An 18,078-nucleotide genomic window follows, 5' to 3' on the forward strand; every position below is an offset into this window, starting at 1 on the left:
AGTGAACGTCAGCGGGGCTCTTCGCTGCCCGGCACGGCCCAGCGCAGGCCGCGCGTGATGATGGCCGGCGCCACGGTCAGGTGGTCCTCGTCGCGGATCACGTCCATGCCCAGCTTCAGGCCCGGATAATTGCGCGACTTAAGCGCGGCGGCGAACGCCTTCAGGTCGCGCACCATGTCGTCGTCCTTGTTGAAGCGGGGGCCCGGCTTCACGGCCTCGTAGCCGCCCACGGCGAAGTAGACATTGGCCGGCAGGTCCTTGTTGCCGGTGGCGTAGGCCTTCTCCCGTTCGAACATCATGCGCCGGCCGAACCACAGCGAGGGGCTGCCCAGCACGTAGTTCTCGAACATGCCCGGCTCCGAGAACAGCACCTCGAGGCCCAGCAGCGCGCCATAGGAATGGCCGATGAATGTCTTCTGGCGCATGTCGGCGCGATAGCGCTTCGCCACGGCGGGGAATACGTCCTGGCTGATGAAGCGGGCATAGGCCGCCGCCTCGCCGAACTTCGGCCGGCGGCCCGGCATGTCGGATGCGTAGTCCTCGTCGCCCGGCGCACCCGGCGTGTAGTCGCGGCGGCGGCTGTATTCGGCCGTGTCGCCGCGCGCATAGGACAGGCCGACGAGGATGAATTCGCCGATCGAGCGGCCGCCGCGGCCGGCGCGCAGCGCGATGGCGCGCGCCACCGGGAAGGCATACGGCGCGTCCGTCACGAACACCACGGGATAGCTGCGGCCCGACTTCGCATACGAAGGGGGCAGGCTCACGTAGATCTCGTAATCGCGCCCCAGCTCGCGGGCACGCACGCTGCGCACTTCGGTGTTGTCGAGCACATAGGGGGCGCCTTCGAGGGCGATGGTGCCCTGGGCTTGCGCCTGCGCCGGGGCGATGGCGAACGCCAGCATCGCGCTGCAGGTCGCGCCGGCGGCGGCGCGCAGGAATCTCGTCATGAATTCGTCACGTACTCGGCTGGGCAAAACGCCGATTATCGCCGAAATAACTTTCCCGTGACGACTGTGTGACGACCGGGCGCCGCCGCGGGATTACAGCATCAGCACCGAATACAGCGATTCGACTTCGTCGCGCGACTCGTCGAGGATGGCCTGCAGCGTGCCGTCGCCCACGGCGAAGTCGATCGTGCGGGCCGCCTGCGCCGTGGTGGCGCCCGGGCGTACATGCATGGGGGAAGGAATGGGGGCCAGGTCGTCCGCCAGCAGCAGCGTGTCGCCCAGCGTTTCCGGCGGCAGCGCGCGCAGGCCGTGCCACATCGCCGCGACGGCCGTCACCACGGGCTCGGGCACCATCAGTTCGCGGAACACGCCGGCGCTGATGATGGCTTCGCCGTGCTCGATCCAGTCTTCCGGTTCGCCCTCCATCACGCCGGGGAAGTCGGCGGCGCGGGACAGCATGTAGAAGGCGCCCACCTCATGCACCACGCCGGCAAACAGCGCGGTATCGGGATCGACATTGGTGACTCGGCGCGCGATCACCTGGGCCAGCGACGCCACGTGGGCCGTGTGCTCCCACAGCTGCGCCGTCTTGGCACGCAGGACCGGATCCTCCAGCGTGCTGCCCAGCTGGCGCACGATCACGGCCGCCACGAGGGTCTGCAGCGTGCGCACGCCGAGGCGCTGGACGGCCGGACGCACGCCGGAGATGGGCGTGCCGGAACGGTTGTAGGCCACGGAATTGGCGATGGCCACGGTGCGCGCGGCCAGCAGGGGATCGGCCTGGATCAGGCGCGTGGCCAGGTCCACATGGCAGTCGGGATCGGCCAGCGCGCGCTGCAGGCGGATCGAGGCCTCCACGCTGGCGGGAAACGCGAGCTCGCCGCAGCGGGCCTGCGCGGCGATGGTCTTGAAGGCATGCAGTCTGTCCATCGAAAAATTATACCCACTATATTGCCCTGTGGAATCATTTTTCAGGGAGGTGTTGCAGCGGGGTCGCATGGGCGCCGCCGCCGCGGGGGCTTACTCGTCGCGGAAGATGGCGTCGCAGCCTTCCTGCGTGCCTTCGATGTCGGCCAGTTCGTCGACCAGTTCCAGGTCTTCCAGCTCTTCCACCGCATTGGTGAAGCTGTTGTGCTTGGTGGCGCCGATCAGGCGGTAGATGTCGCCATCCTCGTTGCGCACGCCGATCAGGAATTTCTGGGCGCGCACATCGTCGTCGTCGGCGTGCTCGAGCAGCAGGTTGCCGGTGATTTCCTTGTCAAAGGAGGCCGGCGTGACGCCGTCGATCAGGGTAGTTTTCAGCATGGTTGTCGTTTGCAGTGGATTGGTCAGTGGTGGAGGCACCCTTGGCCAGATTATAGCGGGCGGCCGTGCCGGCCGGGGCCCTGCCGCCAGCGGCGCTACCTGTTACCATTGCAGGCTGTCGCCATTGTCCACCATCGTCATCGAACTGCCCGGCCATGTGCTTGTCCGATGTTCTTCGTTAATGTCCTTCGCTGAGGTCCTTCGCTGATGTCCTTCGCCGATCTCGCGCGGCTCTCCCGCGGCCAGCCACTGCGCATGCTGCTCGTGAACGCGGGCGATGTGGAGAGCCTCGCCTGGGCCGGGCTGGTCCAGCCGCTGCGGCTGGCGCAGCGCATGCTCGGCAGCGGCTTCGCGCTGGAAGTGCGGACACTGGCCACGACCCCTGCGGTCGGCTGCAGCGAGGACTGGCACATCGCGCTGCTGGTCGCGGACGAGCAGCAGCCGGCACCCGCCGACGGCCCCCTGCAGGCCGCCATCGCCTGCTGCCGTGGCGCCGACTACTGGGGCGGCGTGGGCGCGGCCGTGCTGTGGCTGGCCGCGGCGGGCCTGGCTGCCGGCGTGCGCATCGCGCTGCCGTGGGCGCTGTATGCCGATACCGAAGAGATCACGCAGCGGGCCATCCTCACGCCGCACCTGTTCGAGCTCGATGGCCGGCACCTGAGCTGCTGCGGCGGCGCGGCCAGCATCGATTTTTCGCTGACCCTGGTCGAGTCCCTGTTCGGCAACGTCGTCCAGGCGGCCATCAAGGAAGCCCTGTGCATCGACCGTGTACGCGGCGCCGACGAGCGGCAGCGCGTGGCCCTGCAGGCCCGCTTCGGCGCGCTGCAGCCGAAGCTGTCGGAGGCCGTCACGCTGATGGAAGCGAACCTGGAGGAGCCCCTGTCGACGGACGATATCGCCAACCTGGTGGGCCTGTCGCGCCGCCAGCTCGAGCGCCTGTTCAAGCAGTACCTGGGCAGCCTGCCGTCGCGCTACTACCTGGAACTGCGCCTGCAGCGCGCCCGCCAGCTGCTGCTCGACACCAACCACTCGATCGTGCAGGTGGGGCTGATGTGCGGATTCTCGTCGGGTTCGCATTTTTCCACCGCCTTCGGCGCGCTGTTCGGGAATACACCAAGGGAAGAGCGGCAGCGGAAGCTGGCGGGGGCTTGATCGGCCGCGGTGCTGCTCCCGGTGTCGGAAACGCGATAAAGAAAATTCTTGTCGCACATTCAAAAGAGTTTTAGCATCCCGGCTCTTACAATTTCGTACCACTCACCACGATGGGGAATGCCCAATGAACGCCAAGCTTGACTCGACTGCAACCTCCCGCCCTGTCACCCGGCAGACTTATGACGAAGTGCTCGTGCCGACCTACGCACCGGCGGCGATGGTACCGGTGCGAGCTTCGGGCCTGGACCTGTGGGACCAGAGCGGCAAGCACTACCTGGACTTCACTTCCGGCATCGCCGTCGCGGCGCTCGGCCATTGCAACCCTATCGTGGTCGAGGCGCTGACCCGCCAGGCCAACACCGTCTGGCACCTGGGCAACGGCTACACCAACGAGCCCGTGCTGCGTCTGGGCATCGCCATCACGGAAGCCACGTTCGCCGACCGCGCCTTCTTCTGCAACTCCGGCGCGGAAGCCAACGAGGCGGCCCTGAAGCTGGCCCGCAAGCATGCGCACAACAAGTTCGGCGCGCACAAGTCGCGCATCGTGTCGTGCCTGAACTCGTTCCACGGCCGCACCCTGTTCACCGTGTCCGCCGGCGGCCAGCCGAAGTACACCGAAGGCTTCGAACCGCTGCCGCCGATGATCGACCACATTCCGTACAACGACATCGAAGCGGCCCGCGCGGCCATCGGCGACGATGTGTGCGCCGTGATCGTCGAGCCGGTGCAGGGCGAGGGCGGCGTCATGCCGGGCAACCCGGACTACCTGCAGGCGCTGCGCGACCTGTGCGACAAGACCGGCGCGCTGCTGATCTTCGACGAAGTCCAGTGCGGCATGGGCCGTACCGGCTCGCTGTTCGCCTACATGGGCTATGGCATCGTGCCGGACGTGCTGACCTCCGCCAAGGCGCTCGGCAACGGCTTCCCCGTCGCGGCGATGCTGACGACGGAAGAACTGGCGCACACGCTGTCCGTCGGCACGCACGGCACCACCTACGGCGGCAATCCGCTGGCCGCCACGGTGGCGCTGACGGTGCTGGAAACGATCAACCAGCCGGCCTTCCTGGCACGCGTCAAGGAAGCCAGCCTGTACCTCATCGACAAGCTCGAAGAGCTGATCCGCGACTACCCGCAGGTGTACGCCAGCGTGCGCGGCGCCGGCCTGCTGCTGGGCCTCGTCGTCACGGACGCATTCAAGGGCCGCTCGAAGGACATCCAGCGCGCCGTCGAGAACGAAGGCCTGATGGTGCTGATCGCCGGTCCGGACGTGGTGCGCCTGGCGCCCGCGCTGGTCGTCACGGACGCGCAGATCGACGAAGCGCTGCGCCTGATGCGCAAGGGCCTCGACACGCTGCTGGCCGCGAAGTAAGCGCTTCGACGGCAGGCGCGGCAGGCGTGCCGCCCTGCCGCGCTGCGAATTCAGATTCCCCCATCCCGACCACATCAGACAGGAGTGCCCATGTACGTCGTCCGTCCGGTGGAAACCGCGGATATTCCCGCACTCGAGTCCCTGGCCGCGGTGACGATGCCGGGCGTGCACACGCTGCCGCGCAGCCGCGACAGGATCGAGATGGCCGTCGAACGCTCGCTGGCCTCGTTCGCCGCGCAGGTCGATATCCCCAGCGAGGAATCCTATCTGTTCGTGCTCGAGTCGATCGACGAGGGCACGGGCGCGCGCCGCATCAGCGGCACCGCCGCCATCTTTGCCTCCGCCGGGTCGAACGGCACCTACTTCTCGTTCCGCAACGACGTGATCCAGCAGGTCTCGCGGGACCTGAACATCAGCCACAGCGTGCATGCGCTGACGTTGTGCTCCGAGCTGACGGCCTATTCGCAGCTGTCGTCGTTCTATGTCGAGGAAGGCGTGCTGCAGCGGCCGGAAGCGGCACTGCTGTCGCGGTCCCGCCTGCTGTACGCGGCGCAGCAGCCGCAGCGCTTCGGCGACCGCTTCTTCGTGCCGCTGGCCGGCGTCACCGATGCCGAAGGCCAGTCGCCGTTCTGGAACGCGCTGGGCCGCAAGTTCTTCCAGATGGATTTCCTCGATGCGGAACGGGTGATCGGCGGTGCGCGCAACCGCACGCTGATCGTCGAACTGATGCCGCACTATCCCGTCTACGTGCCGCTGCTGCCCGGTGACGCGCAGGCCGTCATGGGCCAGATCCATCCGTCCGGCGAGCTGGCGTTCAACCTGCTCACGGCCGAGGGTTTCGAGGCGGACGAGTACATCGATATCTTCGACGGCGGCCCGATCCTGCAGGCGCACAAGCACGGCCTGCGCACGTTCACGCGTTCGCAGCGGCTGCGCGTGCGCATGGCGCCGGCGGCGGCCAACCGCGGCCCCCGCGTCGACTACGCGATCTGCAACGACGGCAGCGATGCCTTCCGCGCCGTGACCCTCTCCAGCCCCGACCTGGCCGACTGCGAAGCGGTGGCGCTGACGCCGGAACTGTGCGAGATCCTGCGCGTTGCCGAAGGCGACAGCGTGACCTGCGTCCGCATTTAACGGAGATTTCCCCATGCTCGTCGTACGCGCCATCAATGAGAACGACCTGGACGGCCTGTTCGCGCTGGCCAGCCAGGTCGGCACCGGCATGACCACGCTGAAGGCGGACATGAAGATGCTGGGCGACCGCCTGGCCACCGCCTGCGCCTCGTTTGCCGAAACCATCCCGCCCGAAGAACGCGACTACCTGTTCGTGATGGAAGATACCGCCAGCGGACGCCTGGCCGGCGTCTGCGCGATCAAGGGCGCAGTGGGCCTGACGGAACCGTTCTACAACTACCGCATCGGCACCCTCGTGCACTCCAGCCGCGAGCTGGACGTGTTTACGAAGATGGAAACGCTGTACCTGTCGAACGACCTGACGGGATCGTCCGAACTGTGCTCGCTGTTCCTGCACCCGGACTACCGCCAGGGCCACAACGGCAAGCTGCTGTCGAAGAGCCGGTTCCTGTTCATCGCCCAGTTCCCGCACCTGTTCACGGAAAAGATCATCGCCGAGATGCGCGGCTACCAGGCCGACGACGGCAGCTCGCCGTTCTACGAAGGCCTGGGCCGGCATTTCTTCAAGATGGATTTCCACCACGTGGACGACCTGACGGCGCTGGGCAAGAAGTCCTTCATCGCCGAGCTGATGCCGCGCCAGCCGCTGTACATCGCCTACCTGCCGCAGGAAGCGCAGGACGTGGTCGGCCAGGTGCACAACTCCACCGCGCCGGCACGCCGCCTGCTGGAACAGGAAGGCATGCACTACGAGGGCTATGTCGACATCTTCGATGCCGGCCCCGTGCTGCAGGCGCGCGTGTCGGAACTGCGCGCGATGCGCGACAGCGAACTGGCCACGATCGCGCCGGACGAGGACAGCGTGCACGCCTGCGCACCGGCGTCAAAAGAGCCGACGCTCGTCTCGAACACCACGCTGCGCGACTTCCGCATGATCGTCACGGACTCCAGCAACGCCAACGGCCACATCGACCTGACGTCCGCCGAGCAGCAGCGGCTGCACCTGCGCGCCGGCGACACGGTGCGCACGCTGCCGCTCGGTGCCCGCAAGGTCCCGTAACGCCGCCGCTGATACGCCACGCAGCACAGCCCCCATTGCAGCAAGCCCAAACTCCAGGAGTCCCCATGTCCGACCCGACCCTCTCCAATTTCATCGCCGGCCAATGGCAGGCCGGCAGCGGCGCGCCCTTCGCCACGACCGATCCGGCCAGCGGCCGTGAAACCTGGCGCGGCAACGCGGCCTCGCCGGACGATGTGGCGGCTGCCTGCCGCGCCGCGCGCAACGCATTCGACGCGTGGGCCGAACGTGCTCTGGAAGAACGCATCGCCATCGCCGCGCGCTTTCGCGACCTGCTCAAGGAAAACAACGAGGCGCTGGCGCTCCTGATCGCCGAGGAAGTGGGCAAGCCGATGTGGGAAGCCCGCACCGAGGTGACGACGATGGCGAACAAGGTCGATATCTCCGTGCAGGCCTACGGCGCGCGCACGGGCGAAGTGCAGAACCAGGTGGCCGATGGCGCGGCCGTGCTGCGGCACCGCCCGCACGGCGTGTTCGGCGTGTTCGGTCCGTACAATTTCCCCGGCCACCTGCCGAACGGCCATATCGTGCCGGCCCTGATCGCGGGGAACACGGTGGTGTTCAAGCCCAGCGAATATGCGCCGCGCACGGCCATGAAGACGGTCGAGCTGTGGCAGCAGGCCGGCGTGCCGGATGGCGTGATCAACCTCGTCAACGGCGGCCGCGATACTGGCGTGGCGCTGGGGCAGAACGAAGATATCGACGGCGTGCTGTTCACCGGCAGCAGCCAGACCGGTGCCGCGCTGCACCGCCAGTTCGGCGGCCAGCCCGGCAAGCTGCTGGCGCTGGAAATGGGCGGCAACAACCCGCTCGTGGTGTGGAACGTGCAGGACATCGATGCGGCCGTGTTCATGGCCATCCAGTCGGCATTCATCTCGGCCGGCCAGCGCTGCACCTGCGCGCGCCGCCTCGTCGTGCAGACGGGCGAGCAGGGTGACGCGTTCCTGCGCCGCCTGGTCGACGTGGCATCGAAGATCCTGGTGGGCGAAGCGCACGCCGAACCGCAGCCGTTCATGGGCCCCGTGGTCTCGGCCGCCGTGGCCGAAAAGCTGGTCGCCGCGCAGCAGGACATGGTCGCGCATGGCGGCAAGCTGCTGCTGGAGATGCGGCAGCTGCAGCCCGGCACGGGCTTCGTCTCGGCCGGCATCGTCGACGTGACGGACGCGCAGGGCATTCCGGACGAAGAGTGGTTCGGCCCCCTGCTGCAGGTCTACCGCACGGACGATTTCGACAGCGCGCTGCGCATCGCCAATGCCACGCAGTTCGGCCTGGCCGCCGGCCTGCTGTCGAACGAACCGGCGCTGTGGCAGGCCTTCCAGCGCAAGGCGCGCGCCGGCATCGTCAACTGGAACCGGCCCACGACGGGGGCGGCCAGCACGGCGCCGTTCGGCGGCGTGGGCAAGTCCGGGAACCACCGCCCGAGCGCCTATTACGCGGCGGATTACTGCGCCTACCCGGTGGCCTCGATCGAGAACGAGGCGCTGGAAATGCCGGCCAAGCTGTCGCCGGGGCTGACGTTCTAAGCAATCAAATTCAATATGACGACACGTGAATTCAATTTCGATGGTCTGGTCGGGCCATCGCACAACTATGCCGGCCTGTCGTTCGGCAATGTGGCCTCCTTCAGCAATGTGAAGAGCGCGGCGAACCCGAAGCAGGCGGCCCTGCAGGGCCTGGCGAAGATGCGGGCACTGGCCGCGCGCGGTTTCGCGCAGGCCGTGCTGCCGCCGCAGGCGCGGCCCAATTTCGCGCTGCTGCGCAGCCTCGGTTTCTCGGGCAGCAATGGCGACGTGCTGGCGCGGGCGTACAAGGAAGCGCCGGTGATCCTGGCCTGCGCCTATTCGGCTTCGCCCATGTGGACGGCCAATGCTGCCACCGTCAGCCCGTCGCGCGACACGTTCGATGCGAACGTCCACTTCACGCCGGCGAACCTGAACAACAAGCTGCACCGCTCGCACGAGCATGAACAGGCGGCCCGCACGCTGCGCGCGATCTTCCACGACCCGCGCCACTTCACCGTGCACGATGCGCTGCCCGCCACGCCGGCGTTCGGCGACGAAGGCGCGGCCAACCACACGCGGCTGGCGCAGGACCACGGTGCCGATGGCGTGGAGCTGTTCGTCTACGGCCGCGTGGAATTCGATCCTTCCGCGCCCGCGCCGCAGCGCTATCCGGCGCGGCAGACGCTGGAAGCTTCGCAGGCCGTCGCGCGCCTGCACGGCCTGCAGGCAGCGCGCACCGTCTTCGTGCAGCAGAATCCCGAGGTCATCGACCAGGGCGTGTTCCACAACGACGTGATCGCGGTCGGCAGCGGCAACGTGCTGTTCTATCACGAGCAGGCGTTCGCGGACGAGGCGGGCGCGCTGCTGCAGTTGCGCCAGGCATTGGACGGCGTGGAGACGGAGCTGGAGGCGATCCGCGTCGACACGGCCCAGGTATCGGTGTCGGACGCGGTGCACAGCTACCTGTTCAACAGCCAGCTGCTGCGCAAGGACAGTGGCAAATTCGCGCTGGTGATCCCGCAGGAATGCGGCGAGAACGCCGCCGTGGCACGCTACCTGGAAGGCCTGCTGGCCAGCGGTGGCGCGGTGGACGAGCTGGTGCACTTCGACCTGCGCCAGAGCATGCGCAATGGCGGCGGCCCGGCCTGCCTGCGGCTGCGCGTGGCGCTGACCGATGAGGAAGCGGCCGCGATGCACCAGGGCGTGGTGATGACGGAGGCGCTGTACCACCGCCTCGTGGCGTGGGTGGAGCAGCACTACCGCGACCGGCTGGAACCGCAGGACCTGGCCGATCCGGCGCTGGCGATCGAGATCGCCACGGCGCTGGAGGAACTGGAACGCATTCTTGCGCTGCCCGGCCTGTATGACCTATAGAATGCAGCACTGACCGGAATGACGCAGTGGGGCCGGGCGATCCCCGGCCCCACTGCACATGGCGCAGCCACAAGCACGCGCCAGGCACTGTACCAAGCATGTTATGAACAACTGGAGAAGCAGATGACGAAAATGCCGCAAGACCTGCGTAACGAAACCCTGGAACTCGTGAATGCCCGCCCGGCCGACGGCCCGCCGCTGCAGGCCCTCATCGGCGCGTGGCTGAAGTCCCTCGACGACGAGGACCTGGCCGACACGTCGCCCGCCAGCCTGGCCCCGGTGCTCGTCGAAGGTTTCGCGCAGGCGGCCACGCGCACCACGCACGATGCGCAGATCGCCACGCTGCATTACGCCGATGGCCGCGGCGGCACCGCCACGGCCCTGCTGATCCTGAACGACGACATGCCCTACCTGGTCGATTCGATCGTGATGGCGCTGCGCAAGCAGAAGGTCGCCGTCAACGGCGTGCTCAATGCCGTGCTGCCCGTCACGCGCGATGCCGGCGGCACCGTCACTGCCGTGGGCGAACATGGCGCGAAGCTGGAATCGTACGTGCTGTGCCTGCTGACCGAGGAGCTGGACGGCGCCGCGCTGGAAGAGCTGAAGGGCCGCATCGGCCAGGTCACCCGCGCCGCCACCGTCGTGCGCCGCGACCTGCCGGCCATGAAGGACCGCTTCACGACGGTTGCGACCTCCGTGCAGGGCCAGGGCGAAGAGGGCGCCGAAGCGGCCGCCTTCCTGCAATGGGCGCGCGACGAAGGCTTCGAAGTGCATGGCTATGCCTACTATCACGTGCAGGCCGGCGAGCGCGAACTGGTGCGCGACGTGGCCAGCCGCATCGGCGTGCTGCAGGACACCAGCGACCCTGTGTATGGCACCTGCCTGGCCAATATCCCCGGCGATCCGGACCTGCTGTCGCGCCGCGGCGGCATCCTGTCGATCGTCAAGGCCGACGTGGGCGGCGTGCTGCACCGCGACCAGCAGCTGGACTTCCTGGGCGTGCGCGCCAGCGATGCCGCCGGCAATGTGCTGGGCGAGCACTGCTTCATCGGCCTGTTCACGCGCGCCGCGGCCCTCACGCCGCTGGCCCGCCTGCCGTTCGCGCGCGGCCGCATCGCGCAGGTGCTGAAGATCGCCAACCTGCGTGCGGAAGGCTTCCGCGCCGAGAAATTCATCGAGATCCTGGAGTCCCTGCCGCGCACCGAAACGCTGGAGGCGGAGCCGCAATGGCTGACGGAGGTGTGCAGCACCGTCGTCTCGCTGTACAAGCAGCCGCGCACCAAGGTGTTCGCGCGGCGCGACGTGTACGCGCGTCACCTGAACGTGCTGGTCTACCTGCCGCGCGAACGCTACAGCGCCAGCGTGGCCAATGCGCTGTCGCGCGCTCTGCAGGAAAGCTCCGGCGCCACGCATGTGAGCTCGCAGACGCTGGTGGCCGACGGCCCGCTGGCGCGCCTGTACCTGATCGCCCACGCGGCCCGCTATCCGCTCGACCTGGAAGGCGATATCCAGCGTCCGCTGCTGGCCATCCTCGATGGCTGGCACGAGAGCTTCTCGGAACTGGCCGATGCCGTGCCGGACGAGCCGCTGCGCAACAGCCTGCGCCGCCTGTGCGCCACGCTGCCGGTGGACTACGTGGCGACCACCTCGCCGGCCGTGGCCTTCCACGACCTGGACAAGATCCTGCGCAACGGCGCCGGTGACCGCGCCGCGGTGCGCATCGAGCTGGCATCGGACACGGTGCCGGCCACCACCATCCGCATCTACACGGTGGACAAGGTGCCGGCGCTGTCGTCGATGCTGCCGGCGCTGCATAACGCGGGCGTACTGATCGACCGCGAACAGGCGCACACCATCAGGACGGGCGACGGGCGCCGCCATTACGTGACGAGCCTTGCCGTCGATACGGCAACGGCCGAGAAACTGGCGCAGCCGGGCGTCGCGCCCGTTGCCGGCGAACTGTTCGAAGCGCTGTTCAACAACGATGTGGAAGACGGCCGCCTGAACGGCCTGATCGTCGAAGGCGGCCTGTCGACCCGCCAGGTGCAGCTGGTGCGTGCCTACATGAGCTACTGGCGCCAGACCGGCACGCAGTTCTCGGTGCGCTACATGGCCGAAAGCGTGCGCCGCCAGCCGCAGTTCATGAAGGAGATCGTGGACGCGTTCGAACAGCGCTTCGATCCGCGCCGCAGCGAAGCGGACCGCGCCGCCGCGCGCGAACAGCTGGTGGCGCTGAAAGGCCGCCTGCCGCAGCTGAACCACGCCGACCTGGAAGTGATCCTGGGCGCGCTGCTGGACCTGATCCTGGCCACCGTGCGCACCAACTACTTCAAGGCCTACCAGGGCGACCAGATCATCTTCAAGTTCGACACCACGGGCCTGACCTGGCTGCCGGAACCGAAGCCGTACCGCGAGATCTACGTGTTCTCGCGCCGCTTCGAGGGCGTGCACCTGCGCGGCGGCCCGGTCGCCCGCGGCGGCCTGCGCTGGTCGGACCGCATGGAGGATTACCGCACGGAGGTGCTGGGCCTGGTGAAGGCGCAGATGGTGAAGAATGCCGTGATCGTGCCGGCCGGTGCGAAGGGCGGCTTCGTGTGCAAGCAGATGCCGGCCGGCGCGCCGCGCGAAGTGATCGCGGCCGAAGGCGAGGCCGTGTACCGCCTGTTCATCGGCGGCCTGCTGGAGCTGACGGACAACCGCGTGCTGGGCAGGATCGAAGCGCCGCAGGACACGGTGCGTTATGACGGCGAGGATCCTTACCTGGTCGTCGCGGCGGACAAGGGCACGGCCACGTTCTCCGACATCGCCAACGGCATCGCCGTGCAGCGCGGCTTCTGGCTGGGCGACGCGTTCGCCTCCGGCGGCTCGAACGGCTACGACCACAAGAAGCTGGGCATCACGGCCAAGGGCGCGTTCGAAGCCGTCAAGCGCCACTTCTACGAACTGGGCCACGACATGAACACCACGCCGTTCACCGTGGTGGGCGTGGGCGACATGTCCGGCGACGTGTTCGGCAATGGCATGCTGCTGTCGAAGCAGATCAAGCTGCTGGCGGCCTTCGACCACCGCCACATCTTCCTCGACCCGAACCCGGACACGGCGAAGTCGTTCGCCGAACGCGAGCGCATGTTCGCGCTGCCCCGTTCGTCGTGGGAGGACTATGACAAGTCGCTGATCTCCGAGGGCGGCGGCGTGTTCGCGCGCAACCTGCGCACCATCGAACTGTCGCCGCAAATCCGCGAGGCGCTCGATATCGACGCCACGTCACTGACGCCGGAAGAGCTGATGCACCGCATCCTGCTGGCTCCGGCGGACCTGTTCTACAACGGCGGCATCGGCACCTATATCAAGGCCTCCACCGAAACGCATGCGCAGGTGAAGGACCGCGCCAACGACCATATCCGCGTCAACGGCAACGAGCTGCGCGTGAAGGTGGTGAGCGAAGGCGGCAACCTGGGCGTCACGCAGGCCGGCCGCATCGAGTTCGCGCTGGCCGGTGGCCGCATCTTCACCGATGCGATCGACAACTCGGCCGGCGTGGACTGCTCGGACCATGAAGTGAACGCGAAGATCTGGCTGGACGTGGAAGTGAACGCCAACCAGCTGACCGAAGCGGACCGCAACCACACGCTCAACGACATGACGGACGATATCGAACGCCTCGTCCTGCGCGACAACACGCAGCAGACCCGCCTGCTGGTGCGCGAGCTGCAGGCGCAGGCCGAACCGGCGGCGCAGAAGGGCTACGCGGCGCTGATCGCCAGCCTGGAAGAAGAGGGCGCCCTGTCGCGCGAGCTGGAGATGCTGCCGTCGGTGGCCGAACTGGCGCGCCGCAAGACGGACAGCCGCGGCCTGACGACGCCGGAGCTGGCCGTCGTCATCGCCAACGTGAAGAACCGCTACAAGCGCATCCTCGGCGTGCTGCCCCTGACGGAGGAAAGCTGGGCCGAATCCGTGCTGCGGCCGTACTTCCCGGGCCTGCTGGTGGCCACCCGTTCGCCGCTGGCGCACCCGCTGGCCAATGCCATCCTGGCCACCGTGCTGGCCAACGAAGTCGTCAACCGCTGCGGCCCGCTGATGATCCGCGAACTGGCGGCCGAACACGGCGTGGAAGAGTCGGACGTGATCCTGGCCTGGGGACAGGCCTGGTCCGCGCTGCAGCTCGAACCCGTGTTCGACACGCTCGACGCGGATGCGCTGAACGTGCCGCGCGATGTGTCGGTTGCCGTTGATGCGCGCAGCCGTGCCGCGCTGCGCGCCGTGATGGAAGGCGTGCTGGCCGTGCCGAAGGCGCAGCTCGAGAGCAGCGGCGGTATCGAAGAGCTGACGGCGCTGTTCCGCGATCCGGCCATGCTGGGCCGCCTAGCGCCGGCCGGCGCCGCGTCGGAGGCCGATGCCTATACGGCGCTGCGTCCCGAGTTCGTGGCGGCGTGGCGTGCGCTGGAGGCGATCGAAGGCGTCGCAGCGTTCCTGTTCGCGGCGCTGTCCGTGCAGCGTCCGGCGGGCCTGGACCTGCCGGGCTTCCTGGCGCTGGGCACCACGCTGCGCGCCCGCGCCGGCATCGATGCGCTGGAGCGGGGCCTGAAGCTGCCGGCCACCAGCCGCGGCCAGGAACCGCTGCGCAGCTACGCGCAGCAGGCCCTGCGCCGCACGCAGCAGCGCTTGCTGGCCAAGGTCCTGGCACACGTGCTCGCGAAGCCCAATGCGGGTGCGGATGCCGTCGATACCGTCATCGCCGCCCTGCACCTGCCGCCGGTCACGCCGCCGCAGGACCTGGAACACGCGATGCTCGATGCGTGGACGCTGTCGGAAGCCGTCAACAATGGCGGCTACGCCAAGGCTGCCTGACATGGTGGACGCAGTGATGGCAGACCCGGGGCAGCCGTCCTTGCCGCCGGCCGTGCAGGCGCTGGCCGGGGCCGATTTCTCGGCCGTCGCCCGTGCCTTCAGCGATGCCGGCTTCGAGGTCAAGGAACCGGCGGACGGCATCCTGACCATCCGCCGTCCCGCGGCGGTGCGGCCGGCGGTGGTGCTGTCGGTCGGCGTGCATGGCGACGAGACGGGGCCGATCGAACTGACGGCGTATCTCCTCGATGCGCTGTCGCGCGACCCGGCAGCGCTGGCGGTGGACCTGATGGTCTGCGTCGGCAATATCGCCGCCATCCGCGCCGGCAAGCGCTTCATCGATGCGGACCTGAACCGCATGTTCCGTCCGGTGCGGGGCGACCTGGCCGGGACGGCGGAGGCGGCGCGTGCCGATGCGATGATCGATGCGACCGCGGCGTTCTTTGACCAGGCGGGACCGGAGCGCTGGCACCTGGACCTGCACACGGCGATTCGTCCGTCTGCCTATCCCACGTTTGCGATCGTGCCGGAGCTGATCGACGAGGAGGGCAAGAACAAGCTGATCGCCTGGCTGGGCGAGGCCGCCATCGGCGCGATCATCCTGAACCGGGAATCGGCCGGTACGTACAGTTACTACAGCGCCGAGCATCACCGCGCCGCCGGCAGCACGGTGGAGCTGGGGCGCATCGGCGTGCTGGGGCAGAACGACCTGGCGCAGTTCGCCGCCGCCTCGGCCGCGCTGGACCGGCTGCTGCGCGGCCAGCCGCCGCAAGCCGCCGCGACCGCACCCCATGTGTTCCGCGCCGCACGCAACATCATCAAGCTGTCCGATGCGTTCACGATGGCCTTCGGCCGCGAGACGCAGAACTTCACGCCGCTGCCGCAGGGCGCCGAAATCGCCCGCGACGGCGACACCGTCTACACCGTCGAGCAGCCGGAGGAATTCGTCGTCTTCCCCAACCCCGACGTCCGCATCGGCCTGCGCGCCGGGCTGATGGTCATCCGCATCGGCTGATCACACATCAGCCCGTGTCAACTTCGGGGTCAGTCACCAAACGAGACACGAGCTCAGCATTATTATTGACGAGCTCGTGTCAACTTTCGTGACTGACCCCGACGTGGACACGGGCTCGGCTGTGGCGCGGCCAATAAAAAAGCCACCCGCGGGTGGCTCGATCTGATCACACGAAAATTTACGCTTCGGCGGACTGCGCCGGTGCGTCCAGCGCCAGGGTGGGGGAGGAGGCGGCGCGGGCGGCGCCGCCCGGGATCGGGGAAGGCAGCTGGCGACCGGCATCCGGCAGCCAGCCGATGATGGCGATGGTGGCCGCGAGCGAGAGCAGGATCACGCCACCGACGGCAACCACGGTCAACGGGTCGATGCGTGCGGTCGTCGTCGGGATCTTCTGATACAACGTCATGGTGCGTCTCCTTCGCGTAGCGTTTGGTTTTGTGAAAGATTAATCGGATACGTAGACGCAAACCATCCAATCTCTGTATCAAAAGTAAGCACTTGTAACCGCCAAAGACATCCAATATGAGCCAACTGTTCACGCCCTTTTCGCTGGGCCCGCTGCAATTGAAAAACCGCATCGCCATCGCGCCGATGTGCCAGTATTCCGCCGTCGATGGCCATGCCTCCGAGTGGCACATGATCCACCTGGGCCACCTGGCCCTGTCCGGCGCGGCGCTGCTGACGCTGGAGGCGACGGCCGTGTCGCCGGAAGGCCGCATCTCCGATGGCGACCTCGGTCTGTGGTCGGATGCCCACCAGGCCTCGCTGCAGCCGGTGATCGCGGCGATCCGCAAGCATTCGCCGATCCGCCTGGCCGTGCAGCTGGGGCACGCCGGACGCAAGGCTTCGTCCGCCGTGCCATGGAAGGGCGGCGCCAGCGTGCCGCCGGCCGAGGGTGGCTGGCAGACGGTGGCGCCGTCGGCCGTGCCGCATGCGGAAGGCGAGACGACGCCGCTGGCACTGGACGAAGCCGGCCTGCAGAAAGTGAAGGACGACTTCGTGGCGGCGGCGCGCCGCGTGCATGCGCTGGGCATCGAAGGCATCGAGCTGCATGGCGCGCATGGCTACCTGCTGCACCAGTTCCTGTCGCCGCTGGCCAACCAGCGCACCGACCAGTACGGCGGCTCGCTGGAGAACCGCATGCGCTTCCCGCTCGAGGTGTTCGACGCGGTGCGCGCCGCCGTGCCGCCGGAGGTGGCGGTGGGCATGCGCATCTCGGCCAGCGACTGGGTCGAGGGCGGCTGGGATATCGAACAGAGCGTCGCGTTCTCCCACGCTCTCAAAGAACGCGGCACCAGCTTCGTGCACGTCTCCAGCGGCGGCGTGTCGCCGAAGCAGAAGATCCCCGTCGGCCCCGGCTACCAGATCCAGTTCGCCGAACGCATCCGGCGCGAGACGGGCGTGCCGACGATCGGCGTGGGCCTCATCACGGAGCCCGAGCACGCCGAGTCGATCGTGCTGCAGGGCCAGGCCGATGTGGTCGCGCTGGCACGCGGCATCCTGTACGATCCGCGCTGGCCATGGCATGCCGCCGCCAAGCTGGGCGCGGCCGTCGATGCGCCGCCGCAGTACTGGCGTTCGCAGCCGCACGACCTGAAGAAGCTGTTCGGCGACACCAGCCTGGGCCAGCGCTGACGCCGACCCACAAGGAACAGGGAAACGATGCGCCGCTATGACCTGCTGATTTTCGACTTCGACGGCACGCTGGCCGACAGCTTCCCCTTCTTCCTCGAAGCGTTCGACACGGTGGCGGACACGCATCGCCTGCGCCGTCTCGACCGCAGCCGGGTGGACGAGCTGCGCGGCTGCGAGCTGCCGCAGCTGATGCGCCATGTCGGCATGCCGCGCTGGAAGCTGCTGCCGGTGGCGATGCAGTTCCGTGCGCTGATGGCGCAGGACATCGCCCGCATCCGCCTGTTCGACGGCGTGCGCGAGCTGCTGCGCGCCGAGGCTGCCCGGGGCACGGTGCTGGCGCTCGTCACCTCCAATTCCGAGGCCAATGTGCGTGCCGTGCTGGGCGACGAGGCGCGCCTGTTCGCCCACGTGGAATGCGGCGCCGCGCTGTTCGGCAAACGCCGCCGGCTGCGCCGCGTGGTGCAGGCCAGCGGCGTGCCGTCCGACCGCGTGCTGTGCCTGGGCGACGAGACGCGCGACCTGAACGCGGCCCAGGCCGAGCAGCTCGATTTCGCCGCCGTCGGCTGGGGCTATGCGAAGCCGGAAACGCTGCGGGCACGCGGTCCGCAGCTGATGTTCAACAGCGTCTCCGAGATGGCCACCCGGCTGGCGGGGCGCAGCGCGGCGTGAACCGACACGGGAAGGCAGCGCGGAAGAATCTTTGTTTCCGTGGGTGTTTTGAC

At 68.0% G+C, this 18,078-nt stretch carries 14 protein-coding genes; 10 read left to right on the forward strand and 4 right to left on the reverse strand.

Features of this window, described 5'->3' with window-relative positions:
- Nucleotides 1-8: 8 nt before the first annotated feature.
- From IP91_RS22830 to IP91_RS22840, 3 genes are all read right to left on the reverse strand, one after another.
- Nucleotides 9-947 (reverse strand): alpha/beta hydrolase, encoded by a 939-nt coding sequence (locus tag IP91_RS22830; protein ID WP_145652315.1) that lies wholly within the window; start codon nt 945-947, stop codon nt 9-11.
- 93 nt (nt 948-1,040) lie between these two features.
- A complete protein-coding gene (locus IP91_RS22835) occupies nt 1,041-1,877 on the reverse strand; it encodes an HDOD domain-containing protein (RefSeq protein WP_145652317.1) in 837 nt (278 codons plus the stop codon).
- A gap of 90 nt (nt 1,878-1,967) precedes the next feature.
- The gene (locus tag IP91_RS22840; RefSeq protein WP_307724434.1) at nt 1,968-2,252 is read right to left on the reverse strand and encodes a hypothetical protein; all 285 of its coding nucleotides are present in this window, start codon (nt 2,250-2,252) and stop codon (nt 1,968-1,970) included.
- A gap of 207 nt (nt 2,253-2,459) precedes the next feature.
- Between IP91_RS22840 and IP91_RS22845 the strand changes: the two genes are divergently transcribed.
- From IP91_RS22845 to IP91_RS22880, 8 genes are all read left to right on the forward strand, one after another.
- Nucleotides 2,460-3,404, forward strand: a complete 945-nt coding sequence (locus tag IP91_RS22845) for a GlxA family transcriptional regulator (protein ID WP_145652319.1) — start codon at nt 2,460-2,462, stop codon at nt 3,402-3,404.
- Between the two features lie 124 nt (nt 3,405-3,528).
- The gene (astC, locus tag IP91_RS22850) at nt 3,529-4,773 is read left to right on the forward strand and encodes an acetylornithine/succinylornithine family transaminase (protein WP_145652321.1); all 1,245 of its coding nucleotides are present in this window, start codon (nt 3,529-3,531) and stop codon (nt 4,771-4,773) included.
- Nucleotides 4,774-4,863: 90 nt separating this feature from the next.
- On the forward strand, nt 4,864-5,907 hold the full coding sequence (locus IP91_RS22855) for an arginine N-succinyltransferase (protein ID WP_145652323.1): 1,044 nt from the start codon (nt 4,864-4,866) through the stop codon (nt 5,905-5,907).
- A gap of 13 nt (nt 5,908-5,920) precedes the next feature.
- Nucleotides 5,921-6,967: an arginine N-succinyltransferase gene (astA, locus tag IP91_RS22860; RefSeq protein WP_145652325.1), complete on the forward strand. Its 1,047-nt coding sequence runs from the start codon at nt 5,921-5,923 to the stop codon at nt 6,965-6,967.
- A gap of 65 nt (nt 6,968-7,032) precedes the next feature.
- Complete coding sequence (gene astD / locus IP91_RS22865) at nt 7,033-8,508, forward strand: succinylglutamate-semialdehyde dehydrogenase (protein ID WP_145652327.1); 1,476 nt, start codon at nt 7,033-7,035, stop codon at nt 8,506-8,508.
- 15 nt (nt 8,509-8,523) lie between these two features.
- On the forward strand, nt 8,524-9,861 hold the full coding sequence (astB, locus tag IP91_RS22870; protein WP_145652329.1) for an N-succinylarginine dihydrolase: 1,338 nt from the start codon (nt 8,524-8,526) through the stop codon (nt 9,859-9,861).
- Nucleotides 9,862-9,984: 123 nt separating this feature from the next.
- Nucleotides 9,985-14,709 carry an NAD-glutamate dehydrogenase domain-containing protein gene (locus tag IP91_RS22875; protein ID WP_145652331.1) on the forward strand — a complete coding sequence of 1,575 codons (4,725 nt, stop codon included), beginning with the start codon at nt 9,985-9,987 and terminating at the stop codon, nt 14,707-14,709.
- Between the two features lie 16 nt (nt 14,710-14,725).
- Nucleotides 14,726-15,721, forward strand: a complete 996-nt coding sequence (locus IP91_RS22880) for a succinylglutamate desuccinylase (RefSeq protein WP_145652333.1) — start codon at nt 14,726-14,728, stop codon at nt 15,719-15,721.
- A gap of 178 nt (nt 15,722-15,899) precedes the next feature.
- Here the strand turns inward: IP91_RS22880 and IP91_RS22885 are convergent, their stop codons facing one another.
- The gene (locus IP91_RS22885; protein ID WP_145652335.1) at nt 15,900-16,127 is read right to left on the reverse strand and encodes a hypothetical protein; all 228 of its coding nucleotides are present in this window, start codon (nt 16,125-16,127) and stop codon (nt 15,900-15,902) included.
- A 116-nt stretch (nt 16,128-16,243) separates the two neighbouring features.
- Here IP91_RS22885 and IP91_RS22890 point away from each other — a divergent pair, with 116 nt between their 5' ends.
- Both IP91_RS22890 and IP91_RS22895 read left to right on the forward strand, forming a co-directional pair.
- Nucleotides 16,244-17,356: an NADH:flavin oxidoreductase/NADH oxidase gene (locus tag IP91_RS22890; RefSeq protein WP_145652337.1), complete on the forward strand. Its 1,113-nt coding sequence runs from the start codon at nt 16,244-16,246 to the stop codon at nt 17,354-17,356.
- Nucleotides 17,357-17,383: 27 nt separating this feature from the next.
- Nucleotides 17,384-18,025 carry an HAD hydrolase-like protein gene (locus IP91_RS22895; protein WP_145652339.1) on the forward strand — a complete coding sequence of 214 codons (642 nt, stop codon included), beginning with the start codon at nt 17,384-17,386 and terminating at the stop codon, nt 18,023-18,025.
- The last annotated feature ends 53 nt before the right edge of the window (nt 18,026-18,078 follow it).

Source organism: Pseudoduganella lurida (genome assembly GCF_007830455.1).
GTDB classification, from domain to species: Bacteria; Pseudomonadota; Gammaproteobacteria; order Burkholderiales; family Burkholderiaceae_D; genus Rugamonas; species Rugamonas lurida.